This is a genomic window from Rhodococcus sp. H-CA8f, from assembly GCF_002501585.1.
In the GTDB taxonomy this organism is placed as follows: Bacteria; Actinomycetota; Actinomycetes; order Mycobacteriales; family Mycobacteriaceae; genus Rhodococcus_F; species Rhodococcus_F erythropolis.
The window spans coordinates 3,653,643-3,670,349 of sequence record NZ_CP023720.1 but is presented as its reverse complement, the minus strand read 5'-3'; the positions used below and the strand labels follow the sequence as shown (position 1 = coordinate 3,670,349).

Here is a 16,707-nt window from a genome sequence, read left to right as displayed (position 1 = left end):
ATCGGACCTGAGGTGATCAGCCGTAGACGTTGTCGGGGCTGATCAACTTGGTGATCGGTACCATCAACGCGCTGGTCAGATCAGTCTCGCCGTCGATGTCGGTGTTGATGAAGACGACCAGGGTGGTGTCCTTCTCGGGCAAGTAGACCGAGACTGTCTTGTAGCCGGGCAGGCTTCCGTTGTGACCGATCCAGCCACCGCTGTTGAACAATCCGAGTCCGTAGCCGGAGCTGTCGTCCCCTTCGCTCAAGTTCACGGTCTGCAGGCGCTGCTTCTGAGTGTCGTCGGTGAGGAGATCGCCCTTGGCCAGCGCCGGAACCCAGATGCGCATGTCGTCCAACGACGAGATCATTGCACCCGCGGCGCCGCCCCACGACGGATTCCAGTCCGTCGCCGCGGTCACGGATTCGTCGAGCGTTTGGTTGGTGTAACCCTGTGCGTGTGGTGTCGGGAACGCGTTGGTCGTGGGAAAGCTGGTGTGCTCCATGCCGAGTGGTGTCGTGATCTTGGTGTCGATGACGTCCGACAGTTTTGAGCCGGAGACCTTTTCGATCACCATTCCCAGCAGAATAGTGTTGGTGTTCGAGTAGTCGACGGTGGTCCCTGGTCGAAGTTGGAGTGGGAGGTCCTTGACGTATCCGACGAGTTCCTCCGGTGTGAAAGTTCGGCGAGGATCCGAAAGATATTCCATCACAAACTGTTCAGACGTCGTGTAGTCCACGAGGCCGCTGCGCATCCCTGCCAGATGACGCAAGCTGATCGCATCACCTTCCATGACCCCGTCGACGTACTGGGAGATCGGATCGTCGAGACCGATCTTTCCCTCGTCGACCAATTGCAGCAGGGCGGTGACGGTAAATGTCTTGGTGACGCTACCGATCCGGTGGTAGAAGTCGGTCTCCATCGGTGCCTTGGTTGCAGTGTCGGCGACTCCTGCAACCTTCACATAGTTGCCGTCGGGTCCCCAAATGCCCACCATCGCACCGGGAATCCCCGTCGAATTCACCGCAGCGTCGATGATCGAATCGAGCTGGCCGGTGATGGCAGAGTCCATGACCTTGTCAGTGGTGGATGTGGGATTGTCCGTGCTGCAGCTGATTACAGCGCCGGCAATGATGGCGCTGCACAGGCCGACAAGCATGATGCGTCTTGCTCCGGTTTTCATGAGTCGAACTCTGCCTGTCCGAGGGCACTCACACATCGACCCCGGGTACGGCAGACGCAGTCCCCAGGTACCTCCTCAACCCGTACCGGGGGACTACGGAACCCTGGTCTGAACCCTTGACTTGGGTCAGAGCCCGCCGTCGAAGAACGCCGCCAGGGCCGGTGCGGGGTCTGCCGCGGTGCCCATATTTGCTACGCCGACAACGATCAATCCCAGCGTGAACAGTGCAGTGAGAAGACCTATCGACCCCGACATGAATCTCGTCCGTCGCTCGGATCGTGCCGTTCTCGCGAGGCGTGCCCACACGACCACAGTCACGGCCAGTGATATTGCTGCCGCGATCAGCGCGATCACCGCCATGGCCAAGTGATACCGCGCGAAGTCGCTGATCATCAGTTCGAGGGCGGGACTTTGCTGATTTCCGGTGCCCGTCGACTGAGCGAGCTGTTGTCGGACCTGCCCGACAGTTTCGGAGAGTGCCCCGTCCGTCTGGGCCACGGGCAACATCGAGATCAGCGAAGAGAAGGGTGCGACAACACCCTGGACATTTGCCATCACGAGTACCGAAGAGAACAGTGCGAGGAGCGCGACCAGGCCTCCCGCCGAGACGAATGCGAGTTTCTTTCCAGTCGTCAGAGGGCCGGCATTCACGAACGACGCCTTGAGCATGCGGCCGAGTGCGAGCAGAACCGTCAGCAGGATTACCGCGATCACAGCCTTGGCCACGTGGTAACGCAGCCAGTAGTCGACAGCGGACTCCAAGCTCGGAGAGAAGTCTTGGACACCGGAACTCCAGTATTCGACGAACGCGGCGCGAACCGTCTCGACGAGTTCCCCCTCGCCTGCGTACCCATCGCCCGGCCTACTCGTCAGCATGCCCGGGGCGAGAACGAAGGCAGCGGAGAAACCGGCGACCAACGCGATCAACGCGGCGATCTTGCGACCGGAGGACTGCGTCGAGCGCGACGGCCCCGCAGTGTTGTGCAGTGGAGAGTTGTGCAGTGGGATTCCTCCAGCGTGATGAGCGATCATCTGGTCACCGTCCACAAAGTCATGTCAACGAGTGTAGAAATCGGTACACCGGACTTCATCGTTCGAGAGGATGATATTTCCGGCGATGGCGTCCGCCCGCCGTCGCCGCTGCCGTCGACATCCCCTCAGCACTCGACATCCCCTCAGCACTCGACGACATTGACGGCGAGTCCGCCTTCACTGGTTTCCTTGTAACGCACGGACATGTCGTTTCCGGTTTGGCGCATGGTTTCGATGACGGTATCGAGGCTCACCACATGCGTCCCGTCACCCAGGTATGCGAGCTGAGCTGCGGTGACTGCAGTCGAGGCGGCTACGGCATTTCGTTCGATGCAGGGGATTTGGACCAGGCCACCAACCGGATCGCAGGTCAGCCCCAGATGGTGTTCCATGGCAATCTCAGCTGCATTCTCGATTTGTCGTGGTGATCCGCCCATGACAGCGCACAAGCCGGCTGCCGCCATCGCGCAGGCAGCTCCGACTTCACCCTGGCACCCCGCCTCCGCACCCGAGATCGAGGCATTCGCCTTGATGATCGATCCGATTGCGGCTGCGGTGAGGAGAAAGGTTCGAACGTCGTGAGCGCCGGCGCCCGTCGCACGTATGTGGTGGTAGAGCACCGCAGGCACGATGCCTGCGGCACCGTTCGTCGGAGCCGTTACCACGCGGCCACCTGCTGCATTTTCTTCGTTGACCGCCATGGCATAGACGGTCAGCCACTCGCGTGAGGATGGTGCGCAGTTACGTTGTTCCAGTTGAATGTTCGCAGACCGTGCTCTTCGGCGAACTCCGAGACGCCCGGGCAATACACCTTCGGTCTGGGTACCGCGCTCGATGCAGACGCGCATCGCGGACCAGATCGCGTCGATGCCGTTGAATGCTCGATCCTGGCCGTGTATCGCGATTTCGTCCGACAGTGCCAGTTCGGCGATGGTTCCGGAGCCGCATTCCGCCAGTAGCTCTTTCGCGGTTCGATAGCCTGAGTTGATCGAATGCGTGCTTGCTTGCGTCTCCGTTCCGGCGCGCAGTACGAATCCGCCACCGATCGACAGATATGTACTCGTACAGACGATTTCGTTACCCTTGAAGGCTGTCAGTGTCATCGAGTTGGGGTGCCCGTGACGGCGAACGAGTGGCTCGAACACCATGTCCTCGCGAGTGAACACAACATGTCCGAGTGAACCGCCGACTAGCATCACCGATCCGCCGTCCGACAGTTCGGCCCATCGCCCGTGAACGTCGGTCGGCTCGCACGTTTCAGGATCCAACCCACGAAGTCCCGCAATCACCGCGTCGGGAGTGCAGTGACCTATTCCGGTGGCGGCGAGAGAGCCGTGCAGGTTGCAGCGAATTCGGTCGACCGACGCGTTCAAGCCGGCGGCGGAGAGCTCGCCGCCGAAAGTGCGAGCGGCGCGCATCGGACCGACCGTGTGTGAACTGGAGGGTCCGATGCCGATGGAGAAGAATTCGAGAGCGGAAACATAGACGCCGGTGGTGCTCATTCGGCGCTCGTGACGGTGGTCGCTCCTGACTCGCGCTGGGCCGCAATCGTCAGGAGATTGGAGCGCGAGTCCCCGGTGGCGGCTCGGATCACTGTGCGCGCCATTGCGATTGCTCCGTGCAGAACAGCTTCGTCGCCCGCTGCGGAGCGGGCATCAGCGGCAAACTCGATAGTGTGAGGAACTCCGGTGACGCCGCGCAACGCGATCATCGGGTGGATCGAGGGGACCACCTTCGACACGTTGCCCATGTCCGTCGAGCCGCCGGTCAGGGGAGTTCGGGCGGCCGCGGTGCGGCCCAGGCTCGCGATCTCCTCGTCCCAGATCGTCGCCAGCACGCGATGTTGAACAAGCTCCTCGTAGCGCGGTTCGGCGCGTTCGGTCGACCAGGAGCAGTCGCTGGCCACAGCTGCGCCCTCGAAGCAGGAGAGCATGCGACGCTTGGCGTCCAACAGCACGTCGAGTTCTGCGGCCCGAACTTCCGCTCGCACCAACGTCGAGGCCGGAATGATGTTTGTTGCTTCGCCGCCGTGCTCGACATAGGCGTTGAGCCTGACGTCGGACGGAAGTTGTTGACGGAGAAGTCCGATGGCGACCAAGGCGATCGTGGCGGCGTCACCTGCGTTGATGCCCTTGTGTGGCGCAGCGGCCGCGTGTGCGGCTCGTCCGGTGTAGGTCACGTCGAACCGATCGACTGCCTGCGTTCCGGTGACGGTGCAACTGACGTCTTCACCTGCAGCGCCGTGGACCATGATCGACATCGCCGCGCCCTCCCATGCGCCACGTTCGAGCAGCAAGACTTTCCCGCCGCCATGTTCTTCGGCCGGCGTACCGAGAAGGACGACGGTCAGGCCGTGTTCCTCCGCGACCTCTCCGAGCGCGATAGCTGCTCCCAGTCCGGCAGCGGCGATGACATTGTGTCCACACGCATGACCGATGTCGGGAAGGGCGTCGTACTCGGCGCAGACTACGACGCGGAAGGGGCCGGAGCCTCGCACAGCTTCGAATGCCGTCTCGAGGCCGTAGGCGGCGCGAGTAACCGTGAAGCCGGCTTCCTGTGCGGCGTCCGCCAAGAGGGCGGACGCCCGATGCTCTTCGAATGCCAGCTCTGGGTGAGCATGGATCGTGTGGCTGACATCGATGAGGCGTGATGCCCACTTCTCGATCGTGCTCGAAACCGAGTCTGTGTGGGTGAGGGTGTCAGCGATGGACATGGGTATTGCTTCCTTTCAACATCTTTGGTTCTCTGTGTCTTCGGATCGCGGTGTCTTCAGTTCTGAGCGTCTTCGGGTGCAGTTCTAGTGCCAGAGGCCCAGCGCGAACTCCGCGACGACCACGGAAAGTAGGTAAGAGGCGAGGATCGCGACGATTCCGACGGGCACGATCTTCCAGCCGATCGTCTTGAGCAAGGGAAGGTCCTTGCCGAGGCTGAGACCTGCGACAGTCAAGGTGAGGGTGCAGATCGAGAGAAAGTCGACAGTCCCGACGGTGCTCGAGACGAAATCACCGATGGGGGACCACGGTGTTGTCGCCAAGGCGCCGATGGTGATGATTGCGATCATCGCCGCGATCTTGCCGCGCGTCAGGCGGGCCACGCCGACGCCCAGGAGCAACAATCCGGTGAGGATCAGGTAACCGACGATGATCGATCGAGATACGCCACCCGCTGCGATCGAGGAGACGATGACCCCACCGACGAACAGAATGGGAACGATGGTGGTCAGCGGCACGGTGACGCTCGGCGCAACCGCTCGTGGGGCAGTGTCGGCTTTCCGTTCGCTGGTCGTCTTCGAGCGCTTGGTGAGTGCGCCGTAGATTCGATCGGCAAGGGGGAGTGCGACATACATGCCGACATACACGCCGAGGAGGCCGGTGATGATGTTGGATGTTGCCGCTACGGCGAGTACCTGGTCGGCCATCTCGGGGTGCGCCGAAACGACGCTGGCGGCAGCGGCAGCCATCATCGAGCCGGATCCGACCCCAGCACCCATCGCCAATGCAAGGGGGTCGAAGATGTTGAAGGATGTCGCCAGCGACGCAATCAGGCTGATCAGCACGGCACCGAACAGAGTGCCGAAGACGTACGTCGACAGGACACCACGGTACTGGTCGGAATCGGGACCGTAGCGTTCACTGACCATCGCGAAGGACCCCTCGCGGTCGATGGAGAAGGTGGCTCCGACGGTGGCCGGTCCCATCCGAAGGAGTACCGCCAACGGGAGTGCGAGAGCGATAGTGCCGAACAAGTGCCCCAGTTCCTGCAGTAGCAGGGCGGGGCCCGCCTCGAACAACAGTTGGATGTTCGGGCCGATGGTGAAAGACAGTCTCGCGCAAAGCAAGAGAACAGCCAGCCCCATGATTGCCGAGGCTGCGGCCTGAAGATCGAGGCCGAGAGGTTTCCACTTCTGACTCGAGACGGCACCGCCGGCAATCAGTCCCCACACCATGGGCAAGATCGTGATGGCGGCAGCGCCGACAGGAATCACTGCGGGGCCGATCAGTTGAGCGCCTGCCGCAAGCGCGAGGAGCAGAATCGCCACGATCCACAGCCGTGGCGACCTCAAGGCGAAAACGATCTTTTGCGTCGGGGTTTGATCGCTGACCGGAGAATCGTCATGCGAGACAGGGAATGCTTCGGTCATGTCGGTGTCTTTCTCGAGGGGGCGAACGAACGCAAGAAGCAAGCGTTCTCGAGGTTCAGGATTTGGTGGACTATTGATGTGATGAAGTTAGGATCGATGCGTTTCGATCCTGTTTCGGTGCAGCATTCTTTTGAAAGTGAGGTCCTCGGTGCAGGATCAGGTGCTCAAGGACGAAGATCTTCGGCTGTTGAACGCACTGCAGATCAGGCCGCGAGCCTCGTGGTCCGAGCTTTCACGCGCGATCGGTTCCGATCCGGTCACCCTGACCAGGCGTTGGGAGCGTCTGCACTCGCAAGGGATCGCGTGGATCGCTGCGTACCGTGGGGGTCCCATCGTGTCGGCGACCGCACTGCTCGAGATCGAATGCGCACCGGCACAGACGTTGAGCGTGGCCGAACAGATCGCGCACGATCCCGAAGTTCTCACAGTCGATCTCACAACCGGCAATCGGGATCTACTCGTCACGCTCACCTGCACTGACCTCGATCAATTGTCCAGGTATGTCTTGGAACGAACACGATCGCTGCCGATGGTCACTGCGATGCGAACTCAGATCGTGTCCTCGGCGAACTCCGACGCACGAAACTGGCGTCTACGTGCTCTCGATGCGGAAGAAATTGCCGCTCTCGAGTCGGCCCCGGCGGCGAAGAGTCGTGGGGTACGCGCCAGCGAAGACGAACAGTCGAAGCTGTTCGACATCCTTTCTCGCGAACCACGAATCACCGTCTCGGCCCTCGCTGCAGCCCTCGGAGTCACGCCGGCTCGCGCCGGGGCGCTCCTTTCTCACGAGCTGTCGACGGGGCGCCTGGTCGTCCGTACGGAGATTGCTCGGCCCTACTCCGGCTGGCCGGTCTACGCCTGGTATTTCTTACGTCTCGAGGGGCGAAAGGAAGCCATTGCTCAGCGCCTTTCCCTCCTGCGTGAGGCGAGGCTTGTTGCTTCGACGATCGGCAGCTACGACATCGCACTGGCGGTGTGGCTGCGCTCGATCGACGACGTGCAGCGTTTGGAAGGTTATCTCGCCGAGCAGTTTCCGGGCGTATCCGTGGTGGACCGGTCGATCGTCCTGCGTACGCCGCATCATCTACATCGAACGATCGATGTGTCGGGTCGAAGCATGCCGAAGCACGGGTGATCCGCAACGCGTTCGCGCGGATCGGGTGCTCTCCGGTTACTGGGGGATCGCCACGTCGACGATCAAGCCGTAGTGATCGGAACCTTCGATCTCGATGCGCTCGAGAGACTTCGCCTGTGCACCCCGCAGAAGTACATGGTCGATGCCGACGATCGCGGGAAATTTTTTGTCCGCCGGGTAGGTGCGAACGATGCCGACTCCCAATTGGTCTGCGGTATCGGAGTAGCCGACGTCGAGAAGGTCACGGAATTGCTTGTGCGTGAAGGTCGTGTTGAAATCGCCACTGACGACGACGGTTCCCTCCGCGGCAGCGGCGTCGAGCGCGTTTCGCAAAGTGCTCAGCTCGGCAGTCCACACGTCGGGCGGGGTCACGTACGCCGGTCCGGGGTGAACCGCCAGAAGGGTGAACGCGGTTGAGAATCCCACTTCAGCAACAAGATTGGTAGGTCCGAAGCCGTTCAATTCCCGAGTTTCCGTCAGCGGATAACGACTGTAAATACCTGCGCCACCCCCGCCGGCCTCGTCCGGTACCAAGTAGTGATGCGGCAGCAGTTGCTCGAGCCCTTGATCTCTCAGAGAGCCTTCGAGTGATGTGGTCAGTTCCTGAACCGTCAGGACATCGACTGCCTTCTCACGCACCGTCGCAGTCAAACTGACGGGGTCTGCCTGCCCGAAGAGAAGGTTCGCTTGCATTACACGCAGAGACGGCCCGTCGATTTCGGAACTGTTTGCTACATACAGTGGACTGATCACCGACGCGCCCACCGCTATCAGTACCACCGAAATCGCCAGCAGGATCCAGCGGCGAAAAACCAGGCATATCAGGGACGCTGCGAGTGTGACTGCAAGCAGCATCGGGACAAAGGAGGCCACGGCGATCAACGGGTTGATCGGCTTGGTGGAGTACAACGAGATCAGCGCAATGACACCGACGGCAATCCCACCCACCCCGGCGACCTGAGCGATACGGCGAGCCGGAACGTTGTCCGTCGTGAATCCCATACCAAACGGTACCTAATGCAGCTTAGGCTCCCGATCGCCTGGCGTTGTCAGTCGCCGGTTCGGGTGCGGAATGCGTTCACGGCCGCTTCGATGGTCGGGTAGAAGTGCGTCGAATCGAACCTGTCGCCGACCCCGAATCGGATGAGTCGATCCTTGATCGGACCTTTCATCTCCGCGAATGCCAATCGAATTCCTTTGCCCTCCAAAAATGTATCCAGATCGACGAGTTCGTCGACGGCGGTCGTGTCGAGTCCGGTGATCGGCTCGGCGGCAATGACCACCCATTCGACCGGGTCGGGTGCCTTGGCGACGACGGAGCGAACGTACTCGTCAAAGATCTCGCCGTTCGCGAAAAACAGTGGTGCGTCAAATCTCACCAACACGAGGCCGGGGATGCGATGTCCGTCCGGGTGGCGTTCGACGTCGTGGAATCCCGCGGGTTCGCCCGTCTCGACGAGTTCGGTTCGATGTGGCTGCCATACCTGCGCGATGACCGCTACGAAGGAGAGTCCGATCGCAACAAGGATGCCTTGAAGCACCCCGACCAGGGCAACGCCCAGAAACGCCGCGACGGCGAGGCCGAATTCCACGGTGCTCATGCGCCACATGCGGACCATGCCGCCCACGTCGATCAGTGCACACGCGGCGACGATGACGACGGCGGCCAGTGTTGCATCGGGCAGATATGCCGTCAGTCCGGGAGCGACGAGGACAAACACCAGGACGGCGAGTGCTCCGACGACACCGGCCAATTGTGTATGCGCCCCACTCTGTTCGGCTACCGGCGTCCGTGATCCGCTCGCCGATATCGGAAATCCGCCGAACAGTCCGCCGGCCACGTTCGCGACACCGATCGCCTTCATCTCGGTACTGCCGTTCACGTCCTCGCCGTGGCGGGCGGCGAAGGTGCGCGAGAGAACGCCGGTGTCGGCGAAGGCAATCAGCGCGATACCTGCCGCCGGTCCGATCAGGTGCCCGACGTCCTGCCAGGTGACTCCACCGAGAGAGGGGAGGGGAAGTCCTTCCGGCAGTGCGCCGACCATGCCGATGTCATCGGTGAGACCGGCGGCGGCGGACAAGACTATTGCCGCGACGACGGCGACCAGCACACCGGGTACAACAGGTACCCAGAGCCGGAAGACCACAATGACAATGAGCGAACCCACGCCGATGACGGCAGCGAGGGGATCGACATCTCCACCGGCCAGAGCCTTTCCGATCTCACCGATTTCACCGAGGAGGCCGGACGCGTCGACGGAGAAACCGAGCAGCTTGGGAATCTGACCGATTACGACGACGAGCGCGATGGCGTTGAGGTAGCCGAGGCGGATCGGTTTCGAGAGGAGTTCGGTCACGAAACCCAGACGCAGGAATCCGCCGATCACCAGGATGAGCCCGACAAGAACGGCGAGAACTCCGGCTAGTGCAAGCGCGTTCTCCGAATCGCCGACCACCGCCAGCGGTATGACTGCGGCGGCGATGAGCGGTGCCAGCGACGAATCAGGTCCGAGTACAAGAATCTTCGACGGTCCGACTACCGCATACGCGAGCAACGGCACGATGGTTGCGTACAGACCGGCGTACGCGGGCAATCCGGCGGCCTCGGCGTAGCCCATCCCCGCCGGGATCAGCAGGGCCGTCAAGACGAGCCCCGCTGTGATGTCGGTTCGCAGCCATTCGCGGCGGTACCCGCGGGCAGTCGCGATCCCCGGTAGCCGACCTAGACCCTCCGTCCACGTCATCGTGTGATTGTCCCTCCCTCAGCGGAGTGACGGGCGCGCTCGGGGGCAACTGCAGTGGTCGCGGTGATGGCGACAGGTGTCGGTGAGAGGCGGCGGCGTCGGATCGCCTTTTCCAACTCGACGACAACCGGGATGATCAGCGACCAGCCTAGGCAGACGAGCCACTGGGCGCCGGTCAGTGAGGTTGTCATGAGGAGATCCTGGAGAACACCCGCCTCGACGGCAAATACGGTCACGACCGTGGGGATGGTCAAGATCTTGATGGCACCGAGAACCGGCGGAACAAGTCCGGACTCGGGATCACGCCGCATGGTCAACCCAGCGAATATCGAACCGAGAGAGAGCACTACGAATGCGGTGGTCATGGGGACATTCGCCTCAGTAGTGCTCATTTCGCCGGGTGCGAGAAGCATCGCTGCGAGTGTCACGGCAAATTGCAAGACGCCGTACGCGAGCCACTGAGCGACTGCGCTTCGATGTGCGATCGGCATCTTGGGATCGCGTGGCGGCTTGTTCATCAGATCCGGTGGCGGCGGGTCGAGCATGATCACGGCGACGGGGAACAGTGTGATGAAGAAGTGCTGGAACAGCACCATCAGCGGTGTCAGTGCCACACCCTCGTTGATGTTGAAGATGCTCGCAGCGAGGAAGAGGAGTACCAACGAGAAGAGTTTCGACATCTGGTAGCGGATGTACGAGACGATCTTCCCGTAGATGTTGCGGCCCAGGGTGATCGCGGTGATGAGGGTTCCGAAGTTGTCGTCGGTGAGCACCATCTTGCCCGCCTGTTTGGTTACCTCACTGCCCGAGCCCATGGCGACGCCGATATCGGCCTTCTTCAACGCGGCGGCGTCGTTGACAGCATCTCCGGTCATCGCGACCACGGCGCCACCGCTCTGCATGACATCGACCAAGCGAAGTTTGTCCTGCGGAGTGACTCGGCCGAACACGTGCAGGTTCGGCAACGCGGCCGAGAGTTCGTCATCGGTCATCGCTTGCAATTCGGCTCCGCCGACCGCGCCCGGGCCGAGTCCGAGTTCGGCACCGATCGCGGCGGCGGTGATGGCATGGTCGCCGGTGATCATGCGGACCTCGATGCCGGCCCGGTGTGCGGTTCGCACCGAATCGACCGCCTCCGGACGCAGCGGGTCGATGATGCCTGCCATACCGACAAACGTCAGATCCTCGACAAAGGACATAGGGTCCGCCACGACAGCGTCTTCCCGTCCGTCGAGTCGTCTGACCGCGAATGCCAGCACCCGAAGACCCTTCTCGGACATGGACTGATTTGCTGCCGTGAGTTCGTCTCGGACTTCCTCGATCGGTACCTGCCGGCGGCCGGGGAGAAAGGCCGAAGAACAACGAGCGAGGACGACATCGGGTCCGCCCTTGACCAATCCGACGAACTGACTTGAGCCGTCGACTTCGAGATGGTGGTACGTGGCCATGAACTTGTACGCGGAATCGAACGGAACCGTCGCCACCCGCGGGTAGGTCCGTCTGGTGAGTGGGGCGTCGGCACCGATCTTTGCCGCGAGCACCACGAGTGCGGCCTCGGTCGGGTCGCCGACAACTTCCCCGGAATCGGAAACCGTTGCATCGCTGTCGAGACACAGTCCGTATGCGAGAAGGGTGAAGTCGGGCGGTGCCTCGCCGGCAACCTGCGTGATCCTTCCCGCTTTGGCGTAGCCTTCGCCGTCGACTGTGTACCAACGGCCGTGGACGTACAGCGATCGGACGGTCATCTGGTTCATGGTCAGCGTGCCGGTCTTGTCCGAGTTGATTGCACTGGTCGCGCCGAGAGTTTCGACGTCGGTCAGGTTCTTCACGACGGCCTTGGCGTCGGCCAGTTGACGGGCCCCGTAGGCCAGCATTGCCTGGACGAAGGTTGGCAGGCCGGTCGGAATCGCGGACACTCCCATCGCGATACCAAGGAGCAGAAGCGTTGTCAGGTCCTGACCACGAATGAGTCCGATGACGACGATGACGATCACGGCTGTCCACGCGATGATGCCGAGAAGTTTGGTGAGAGAATCCAATTCTCGTTGCAGTGGCGACTTGCCAGGGGCGACGGCCGACAACATCGACGCGATCTGGCCGATCTGCGTCTGCATTCCGGTCTCGGTGACCACCATGGTCGCTGTGCCGCGGGTGACCGAGGTGTTCTGGAACACCAGATTGCTGCGGTCTCCGAGTGGAATATCCTCATTGCTCAGCGTTTTCGGGTCCTTCGGGATCGGCGCGCTTTCCCCGGTCAATGCGGCTTCCTGTGTCTCCAGGGTGGTCGAGGCGAGCAACCGCCCGTCGGCAGCGATGATGTCTCCGGCCTCGACTTGGACGACGTCACCCGGCACCAGTTCGGTAGCGTCGAGCTGAATCAGGTTCCCGTCACGAATGACCCGTGCTTGGGGTGTCTGCATCTTGGCGAGCGCGTCGACGCTGGCCCGTGCCTTCAACTCCTGTCGAGTTCCGAGGACGATGTTGAGCACGACGAGCACCGCCACCACGATCGCTGTCGGCACTTCACCGATGGCGATGCTGACCGCGGCCACGGCGACGAGCATCAAGTTCATCGGATCTTTCAGTTGCAACAGTGCGATCGACCACGTCGACGGCGGTGGCGTCGAGGTGATTTCGTTCGACCCGTAGCGTTGTCGACGTTGGTCGGCCTCACTCGATTGCAGTCCGCGCTGCTGGTCCGACTGCAGTACGGACACGACTGATTCGCCACTCTGCGCATGCCACGGCGTGGGGCTCATGACCGCACGTCCTTTCCTTGGCGATCGTCAATACCGGGTCGGAATCCAGTGAAGCGGTTGTTTGGGCGTCTGGTAGCCGTGGGCCTTCTGCCGTTTCGGCAGGGTGATGTCAGTGGATTGCACGGGCTCGTAGGGGATCTGACTCAAAATGTGACTGATGATGTTGAGTCGTCCGCGTTTCTTATCGTCGTTGTTCGCGACATACCAGGGCGCCCAGCCGGTGTCGGTGAAGCGAAACATCTCGTCGCGGGCACGCGAGTAGTCGTACCAATGACTGAACGACTTCAGATCGAGATTCGACAGCTTCCAGATCTTTCGAGGGTCGTCGATCCGGCTCTGCAGACGTAAGAGCTGCTGTTCTTCGCTGACCTCGAGCCAGTACTTGAGCAGAATGACTCCCGATTCCACGATCGCGCGTTCGACGGTCGGAATGAGCTGGAGAAATTGATGAGCCTGTTCTTCGGTGCAAAAGCCCATCACTCGTTCGACTCCGGCACGGTTGTACCAACTTCGGTCGAAGATGACGATCTCGCCCGCCGCCGGGAGATGTGGGACGTAACGCTGGACATACATCTGCGAGTGCTCTCGCTCGGTCGGCGCCGGTAGAGCAACCACCCGGAACACTCGTGGACTCACGCGTTCGGTGATGGCTTTGATTACTCCGCCCTTCCCCGCGGTATCTCGGCCTTCGAACACGATGCAGACCTTGGCGCCAGACGATTTGACCCACTCCTGCAAAGCCACGAGCTCACCGTGCATCGGCTTGAGTTCGTGGCGGTATACCTTGTTCTTCATCGGTTTTTCTGCGACGAGTGCCGCGTCGTCGTGAAGAATCCGAGCGTTCTTTCCCACTTCCACTCCTTGGAGACGTGAGCGCGCGGGGCATCGTCCGCTCGTATGTGTATGCCCCGTATTCGGTCAACCTATTCTCTCCGGGATCGCGACTCGAATCGTGTTGTTTTCGAGCCCGTTTCGAGTCTTGACGGTGTCAGCGATCGGCGCGAGTATTAATTGATGACTGGCGACGAAGAGTTGCTCCACGTCGAGCGGGTGATCACTCGCCTGATTTCCCGGTATCCGAATGTTCCTCCACCGGAGATCGAAAACAGAGTGCGAACAATTCACCAACGTTTTGCGGGGTGTCGGATACGTGATTTCGTGCCTCTCCTTGTCGAAAAGGCGGCCAGACACGAGATCTCGAACCGGATGATCGTGATTCCGATAATGGATGAACGGTCCGCAGTGCTGAACCCTCTCGAACTGTAGCCGGAACGGACGTCGTCGGCGCATACTGAAATGACCTTGGACCAGGGAGTTTTGGCCGACTGCAGATTTCAGGCGCGGAATGTCAGCCTCCCGAACTCCTTATGTGTAAACCGAGTACAGGGAGCGTTGACATGGAAGGTTTCTGGGAATTCTTCTGGTTCATCTTCGTCTGCTTTGCCTTTGTGGCGTATTTGAGCGTGTTGTTCTCGATCATCACCGACTTGTTCCGTGATCACGAGACTTCGGGTTGGGCCAAGGCGTTGTGGATGATTTTCCTCTTCGTCATTCCATTCTTGTCCGCGATGATCTACGTGGTTGTCAAGAATGACGGAATGACTCGGCGGTCGATGGAGGCCGCTCAACAGCACATACACGCGCAGAGTGACTACATTCGAACCGTCGCCGGCAGGTCTCCGACTCAGCAGATTGCCGACGCCAGAGAGCTTCTCGACTCCGGCGCGATCAACGAAGAGGAATTCCAGGCAATCAAGGCAAAGGCGCTGGCGTAGTTTTTGTATCTTCTGCCCCAGGCCTGGCGTCGTCGGTTCCGGCGTCGTCAGGCCGGGCGTCCTGCGCGGCGGCGCGTGCGGGACGAACCAGCACTTCGAGAGCTACGAGTGCAACCAGCGCAATGATGACGATCCAACCCACGACCAGACCGGTGGGGTAGCGCCAGAAGAGCAGCAACAGTGCGGCGATGCCGATGATGGCGCAGCGCAGCGGAACACGAAGCTGATTGGCCCACCGCTCCACCTGATTCGGCGTACGGCCGCTTGAAGAATGCCGGACGAAGTCCAATGCCTGCCCGTAGCCTCGTCGAACGGCGATCGCCGACGACGACCCACCGACCAGGTAGGCCCCGAGCCCTATCACCACGCCGAGGACCGCGACCGCTCGCAGGCTCGTGCGCAGTGGTACCAGAACTGTGTCGATGACGGCAGTCGCGGCGTCTGGCGAGAGGATATCGGTGGGCACACTGTCGAGGTAGATTGCGCGTCCGATGAGAATTCCGATCGCGAGAACCAGCATTCCCAACGCAATCGACAGGCCGACCAGGGACAGTGCGCGGAGCCTGCGACCGGTTGGCGCAACGGCGACAGCGGCTGCCGCGCAAGCGATTCCCAACCACGGCAGCACCGCTGAGACCTTGTCGAGTGCCGAGACGGCTCGCTGAGCCTTCACCAGCTCGGGGGACTGGAAGAGAACAAATTCCTTGTCCACGGAGGGGATTTTGTCTGCGAAGGCGAAGCCGCGGTCGATCAAAGCTGCTTTGACCCTGTCGATGATCGTACTGAGCGAAATGCTGACGGTTCCGCTCTGATCGACTTCGACGGAATTGGGGCCGTAATCTCCGGTCATGACCGAGACCAGTGCGTTGTGCGCCGATCGGTTCGCTTGAATCCACAAGTCCTCGAACTGTTGTGACCGAACGAGCGAGCCCACCGTGTCATGAACAAAGCTCTTTGCCTGGCCGGCGATCACCGGTGCCAACCCCACTACGGCTTGATCCAGACGCGGCGCGTTGGCCGCAAGATTCGACACGTCGGTCAGTGCGGTGAGTGCGTCGGTGGTGAGCCCCTCGACGTCGACACGATCGAAGATCTCGTCGGTGATCTGATTCGTGATCTCGGCCTGAACGGCGGGGTTCTCGCCCAGTGGCGCGACCGTACTGACGTAGCGGTCCGTGTCGAGTATCTGACTACGGGTGAAGCGGGTGGTCACGGACAAGACGGCAAGGAGCGCGACCAACACCAGCAGTATCGCCACGGCAGTCCACCGCAGTCCGTGTCGAGGTGGCCGGGAGACTTGCTCGACGGTCGTTTCGCGGGCGCTGGGAGTCTGCTCGCGGAGCGTTGCAACCTCTTGCCGCAACCTGGATAGTTCGGCACGTTCGTCCTCCTGGAGTGGGCCGTCGTTCGTGCCGTTTGCCATCATGTTCCTCTCCGGAGGGAAACTGCTGCCGCACAGATGAAAACGCTGAATTCGATGGGTGGATCCGGAGTCGAGACCTCAGATCACGTCGGGATTCCATGTCGCGACAGCCCAGATGACGAATACGTCGAGCGCGATGATGGTGATCGACCACCACGGAGAGTGGGGTAGCCACAGGAAATTCGCGAGGATTGACAGCGAACAGAAGATTATCGCGCCTACCCGTGCCCACGTCGCGCCGGTGAAGAGCATGATTCCGACAGCGGTGACGAGCACGCCGAGTACGAGGTGAATCCATCCCCAGGAGGTGAGGTCGAATTGGTACGCGTATTCAGGGCCGACGACGGTCACATCGTCCTTGGATATCGCCGAGATGCCTTGGAGAATTTCGAGCACGCCAACGGTGACGAGAAGAACGGCTCCGCCCAGCGCACTTCCTTTTGCCACACCTTGCTTGACCAGTGATTCCTCGGCCATGACCGCCCCTAGATTTCAAGTGCGAAATTGCCTGGCATAACTCCGTATTCCGACCT

Annotated in this window: 14 protein-coding genes; 3 read left to right on the top strand and 11 right to left on the bottom strand. The window is 61.2% G+C overall.

All coding sequences use genetic code 11. The features are described from left to right. Positions 1-16: 16 nt before the first annotated feature. From CPI83_RS17045 to CPI83_RS17025, 5 genes are all read right to left on the bottom strand, one after another. On the bottom strand, positions 17-1,165 hold the full coding sequence (locus CPI83_RS17045) for a serine hydrolase domain-containing protein (protein WP_097387481.1): 1,149 nt from the start codon (positions 1,163-1,165) through the stop codon (positions 17-19). A gap of 126 nt (positions 1,166-1,291) precedes the next feature. Further along, entirely contained in the window at positions 1,292-2,197 is a 906-nt protein-coding gene (locus CPI83_RS17040) for a hypothetical protein (protein WP_232816769.1), read from the bottom strand. A 143-nt stretch (positions 2,198-2,340) separates the two neighbouring features. After that, positions 2,341-3,699 (bottom strand): L-serine ammonia-lyase, encoded by a 1,359-nt coding sequence (locus CPI83_RS17035; protein WP_097387479.1) that lies wholly within the window; start codon positions 3,697-3,699, stop codon positions 2,341-2,343. After that, a complete protein-coding gene (locus CPI83_RS17030; RefSeq protein ID WP_069145997.1) occupies positions 3,696-4,910 on the bottom strand; it encodes an amidohydrolase in 1,215 nt (404 codons plus the stop codon). Before CPI83_RS17030 ends, CPI83_RS17035 begins: the two co-directional genes overlap by 4 nt. Positions 4,911-4,994: 84 nt before the next feature. Next, complete coding sequence (locus CPI83_RS17025) at positions 4,995-6,338, bottom strand: DUF3100 domain-containing protein (protein WP_097388200.1); 1,344 nt, start codon at positions 6,336-6,338, stop codon at positions 4,995-4,997. Between the two features lie 136 nt (positions 6,339-6,474). On the opposite strand from CPI83_RS17025, the gene CPI83_RS17020 reads away from it, so the two are divergent. After that, the gene (locus CPI83_RS17020; RefSeq protein WP_232816768.1) at positions 6,475-7,473 is read left to right on the top strand and encodes an Lrp/AsnC family transcriptional regulator; all 999 of its coding nucleotides are present in this window, start codon (positions 6,475-6,477) and stop codon (positions 7,471-7,473) included. Positions 7,474-7,509: 36 nt separating this feature from the next. Here the strand turns inward: CPI83_RS17020 and CPI83_RS17015 are convergent, their stop codons facing one another. Genes CPI83_RS17015 through ppk2 form a run of 4 tightly spaced genes read right to left on the bottom strand, consistent with a single transcriptional unit; the run spans position 7,510 to position 13,828 of the window. Then, positions 7,510-8,475, bottom strand: coding sequence for an endonuclease/exonuclease/phosphatase family protein (locus CPI83_RS17015; RefSeq protein WP_097387478.1), 966 nt, complete (start codon positions 8,473-8,475; stop codon positions 7,510-7,512). A gap of 47 nt (positions 8,476-8,522) precedes the next feature. Beyond that, positions 8,523-10,217: a SulP family inorganic anion transporter gene (locus CPI83_RS17010; protein WP_019748017.1), complete on the bottom strand. Its 1,695-nt coding sequence runs from the start codon at positions 10,215-10,217 to the stop codon at positions 8,523-8,525. After that, the gene (locus CPI83_RS17005) at positions 10,214-12,976 is read right to left on the bottom strand and encodes a cation-transporting P-type ATPase (protein WP_097387477.1); all 2,763 of its coding nucleotides are present in this window, start codon (positions 12,974-12,976) and stop codon (positions 10,214-10,216) included. The genes CPI83_RS17010 and CPI83_RS17005 overlap by 4 nt, the downstream gene beginning before the upstream one ends. Before the next feature lie 27 nt (positions 12,977-13,003). Further along, positions 13,004-13,828, bottom strand: coding sequence for a polyphosphate kinase 2 (gene ppk2 / locus CPI83_RS17000; RefSeq protein ID WP_020969369.1), 825 nt, complete (start codon positions 13,826-13,828; stop codon positions 13,004-13,006). A 162-nt stretch (positions 13,829-13,990) separates the two neighbouring features. Here ppk2 and CPI83_RS31230 point away from each other — a divergent pair, with 162 nt between their 5' ends. Together CPI83_RS31230 and CPI83_RS16990 are read left to right on the top strand one after the other, a co-directional pair. Beyond that, on the top strand, positions 13,991-14,242 hold the full coding sequence (locus tag CPI83_RS31230) for a hypothetical protein (protein WP_019748020.1): 252 nt from the start codon (positions 13,991-13,993) through the stop codon (positions 14,240-14,242). 131 nt (positions 14,243-14,373) lie between these two features. Beyond that, positions 14,374-14,751: an SHOCT domain-containing protein gene (locus tag CPI83_RS16990; protein WP_020969370.1), complete on the top strand. Its 378-nt coding sequence runs from the start codon at positions 14,374-14,376 to the stop codon at positions 14,749-14,751. Here CPI83_RS16990 and CPI83_RS16985 read toward each other — a convergent pair. Both CPI83_RS16985 and CPI83_RS16980 read right to left on the bottom strand, forming a co-directional pair. Then, positions 14,729-16,174: an ABC transporter ATP-binding protein gene (locus tag CPI83_RS16985; protein WP_046379885.1), complete on the bottom strand. Its 1,446-nt coding sequence runs from the start codon at positions 16,172-16,174 to the stop codon at positions 14,729-14,731. The two genes, CPI83_RS16990 and CPI83_RS16985, sit on opposite strands and share 23 nt — an antisense overlap. A 78-nt stretch (positions 16,175-16,252) precedes the next feature. Further along, entirely contained in the window at positions 16,253-16,651 is a 399-nt protein-coding gene (locus tag CPI83_RS16980; RefSeq protein ID WP_019748023.1) for a hypothetical protein, read from the bottom strand. Positions 16,652-16,707 lie beyond the last annotated feature (56 nt).

What these genes read in the sequence shown, in the direction of transcription:
- CPI83_RS17045 (WP_097387481.1), bottom strand. Translation starts at nt 1,165, where the DNA reads ATGAAAACCGGAGCAAGACGCATCATGCTTGTCGGCCTGTGCAGCGCC.
- CPI83_RS17040 (WP_232816769.1), bottom strand. Translation starts at nt 2,197, where the DNA reads ATGATCGCTCATCACGCTGGAGGAATCCCACTGCACAACTCTCCACTG.
- CPI83_RS17035 (WP_097387479.1), bottom strand. Translation starts at nt 3,699, where the DNA reads ATGAGCACCACCGGCGTCTATGTTTCCGCTCTCGAATTCTTCTCCATC.
- CPI83_RS17030 (WP_069145997.1), bottom strand. Translation starts at nt 4,910, where the DNA reads ATGTCCATCGCTGACACCCTCACCCACACAGACTCGGTTTCGAGCACG.
- CPI83_RS17025 (WP_097388200.1), bottom strand. Translation starts at nt 6,338, where the DNA reads ATGACCGAAGCATTCCCTGTCTCGCATGACGATTCTCCGGTCAGCGAT.
- CPI83_RS17015 (WP_097387478.1), bottom strand. Translation starts at nt 8,475, where the DNA reads ATGGGATTCACGACGGACAACGTTCCGGCTCGCCGTATCGCTCAGGTC.
- CPI83_RS17010 (WP_019748017.1), bottom strand. Translation starts at nt 10,217, where the DNA reads ATGACGTGGACGGAGGGTCTAGGTCGGCTACCGGGGATCGCGACTGCC.
- CPI83_RS17005 (WP_097387477.1), bottom strand. Translation starts at nt 12,976, where the DNA reads ATGAGCCCCACGCCGTGGCATGCGCAGAGTGGCGAATCAGTCGTGTCC.
- CPI83_RS31230 (WP_019748020.1), top strand. Translation starts at nt 13,991, where the DNA reads ATGACTGGCGACGAAGAGTTGCTCCACGTCGAGCGGGTGATCACTCGC.
- CPI83_RS16990 (WP_020969370.1), top strand. Translation starts at nt 14,374, where the DNA reads ATGGAAGGTTTCTGGGAATTCTTCTGGTTCATCTTCGTCTGCTTTGCC.
- CPI83_RS16985 (WP_046379885.1), bottom strand. Translation starts at nt 16,174, where the DNA reads ATGGCAAACGGCACGAACGACGGCCCACTCCAGGAGGACGAACGTGCC.
- CPI83_RS16980 (WP_019748023.1), bottom strand. Translation starts at nt 16,651, where the DNA reads ATGGCCGAGGAATCACTGGTCAAGCAAGGTGTGGCAAAAGGAAGTGCG.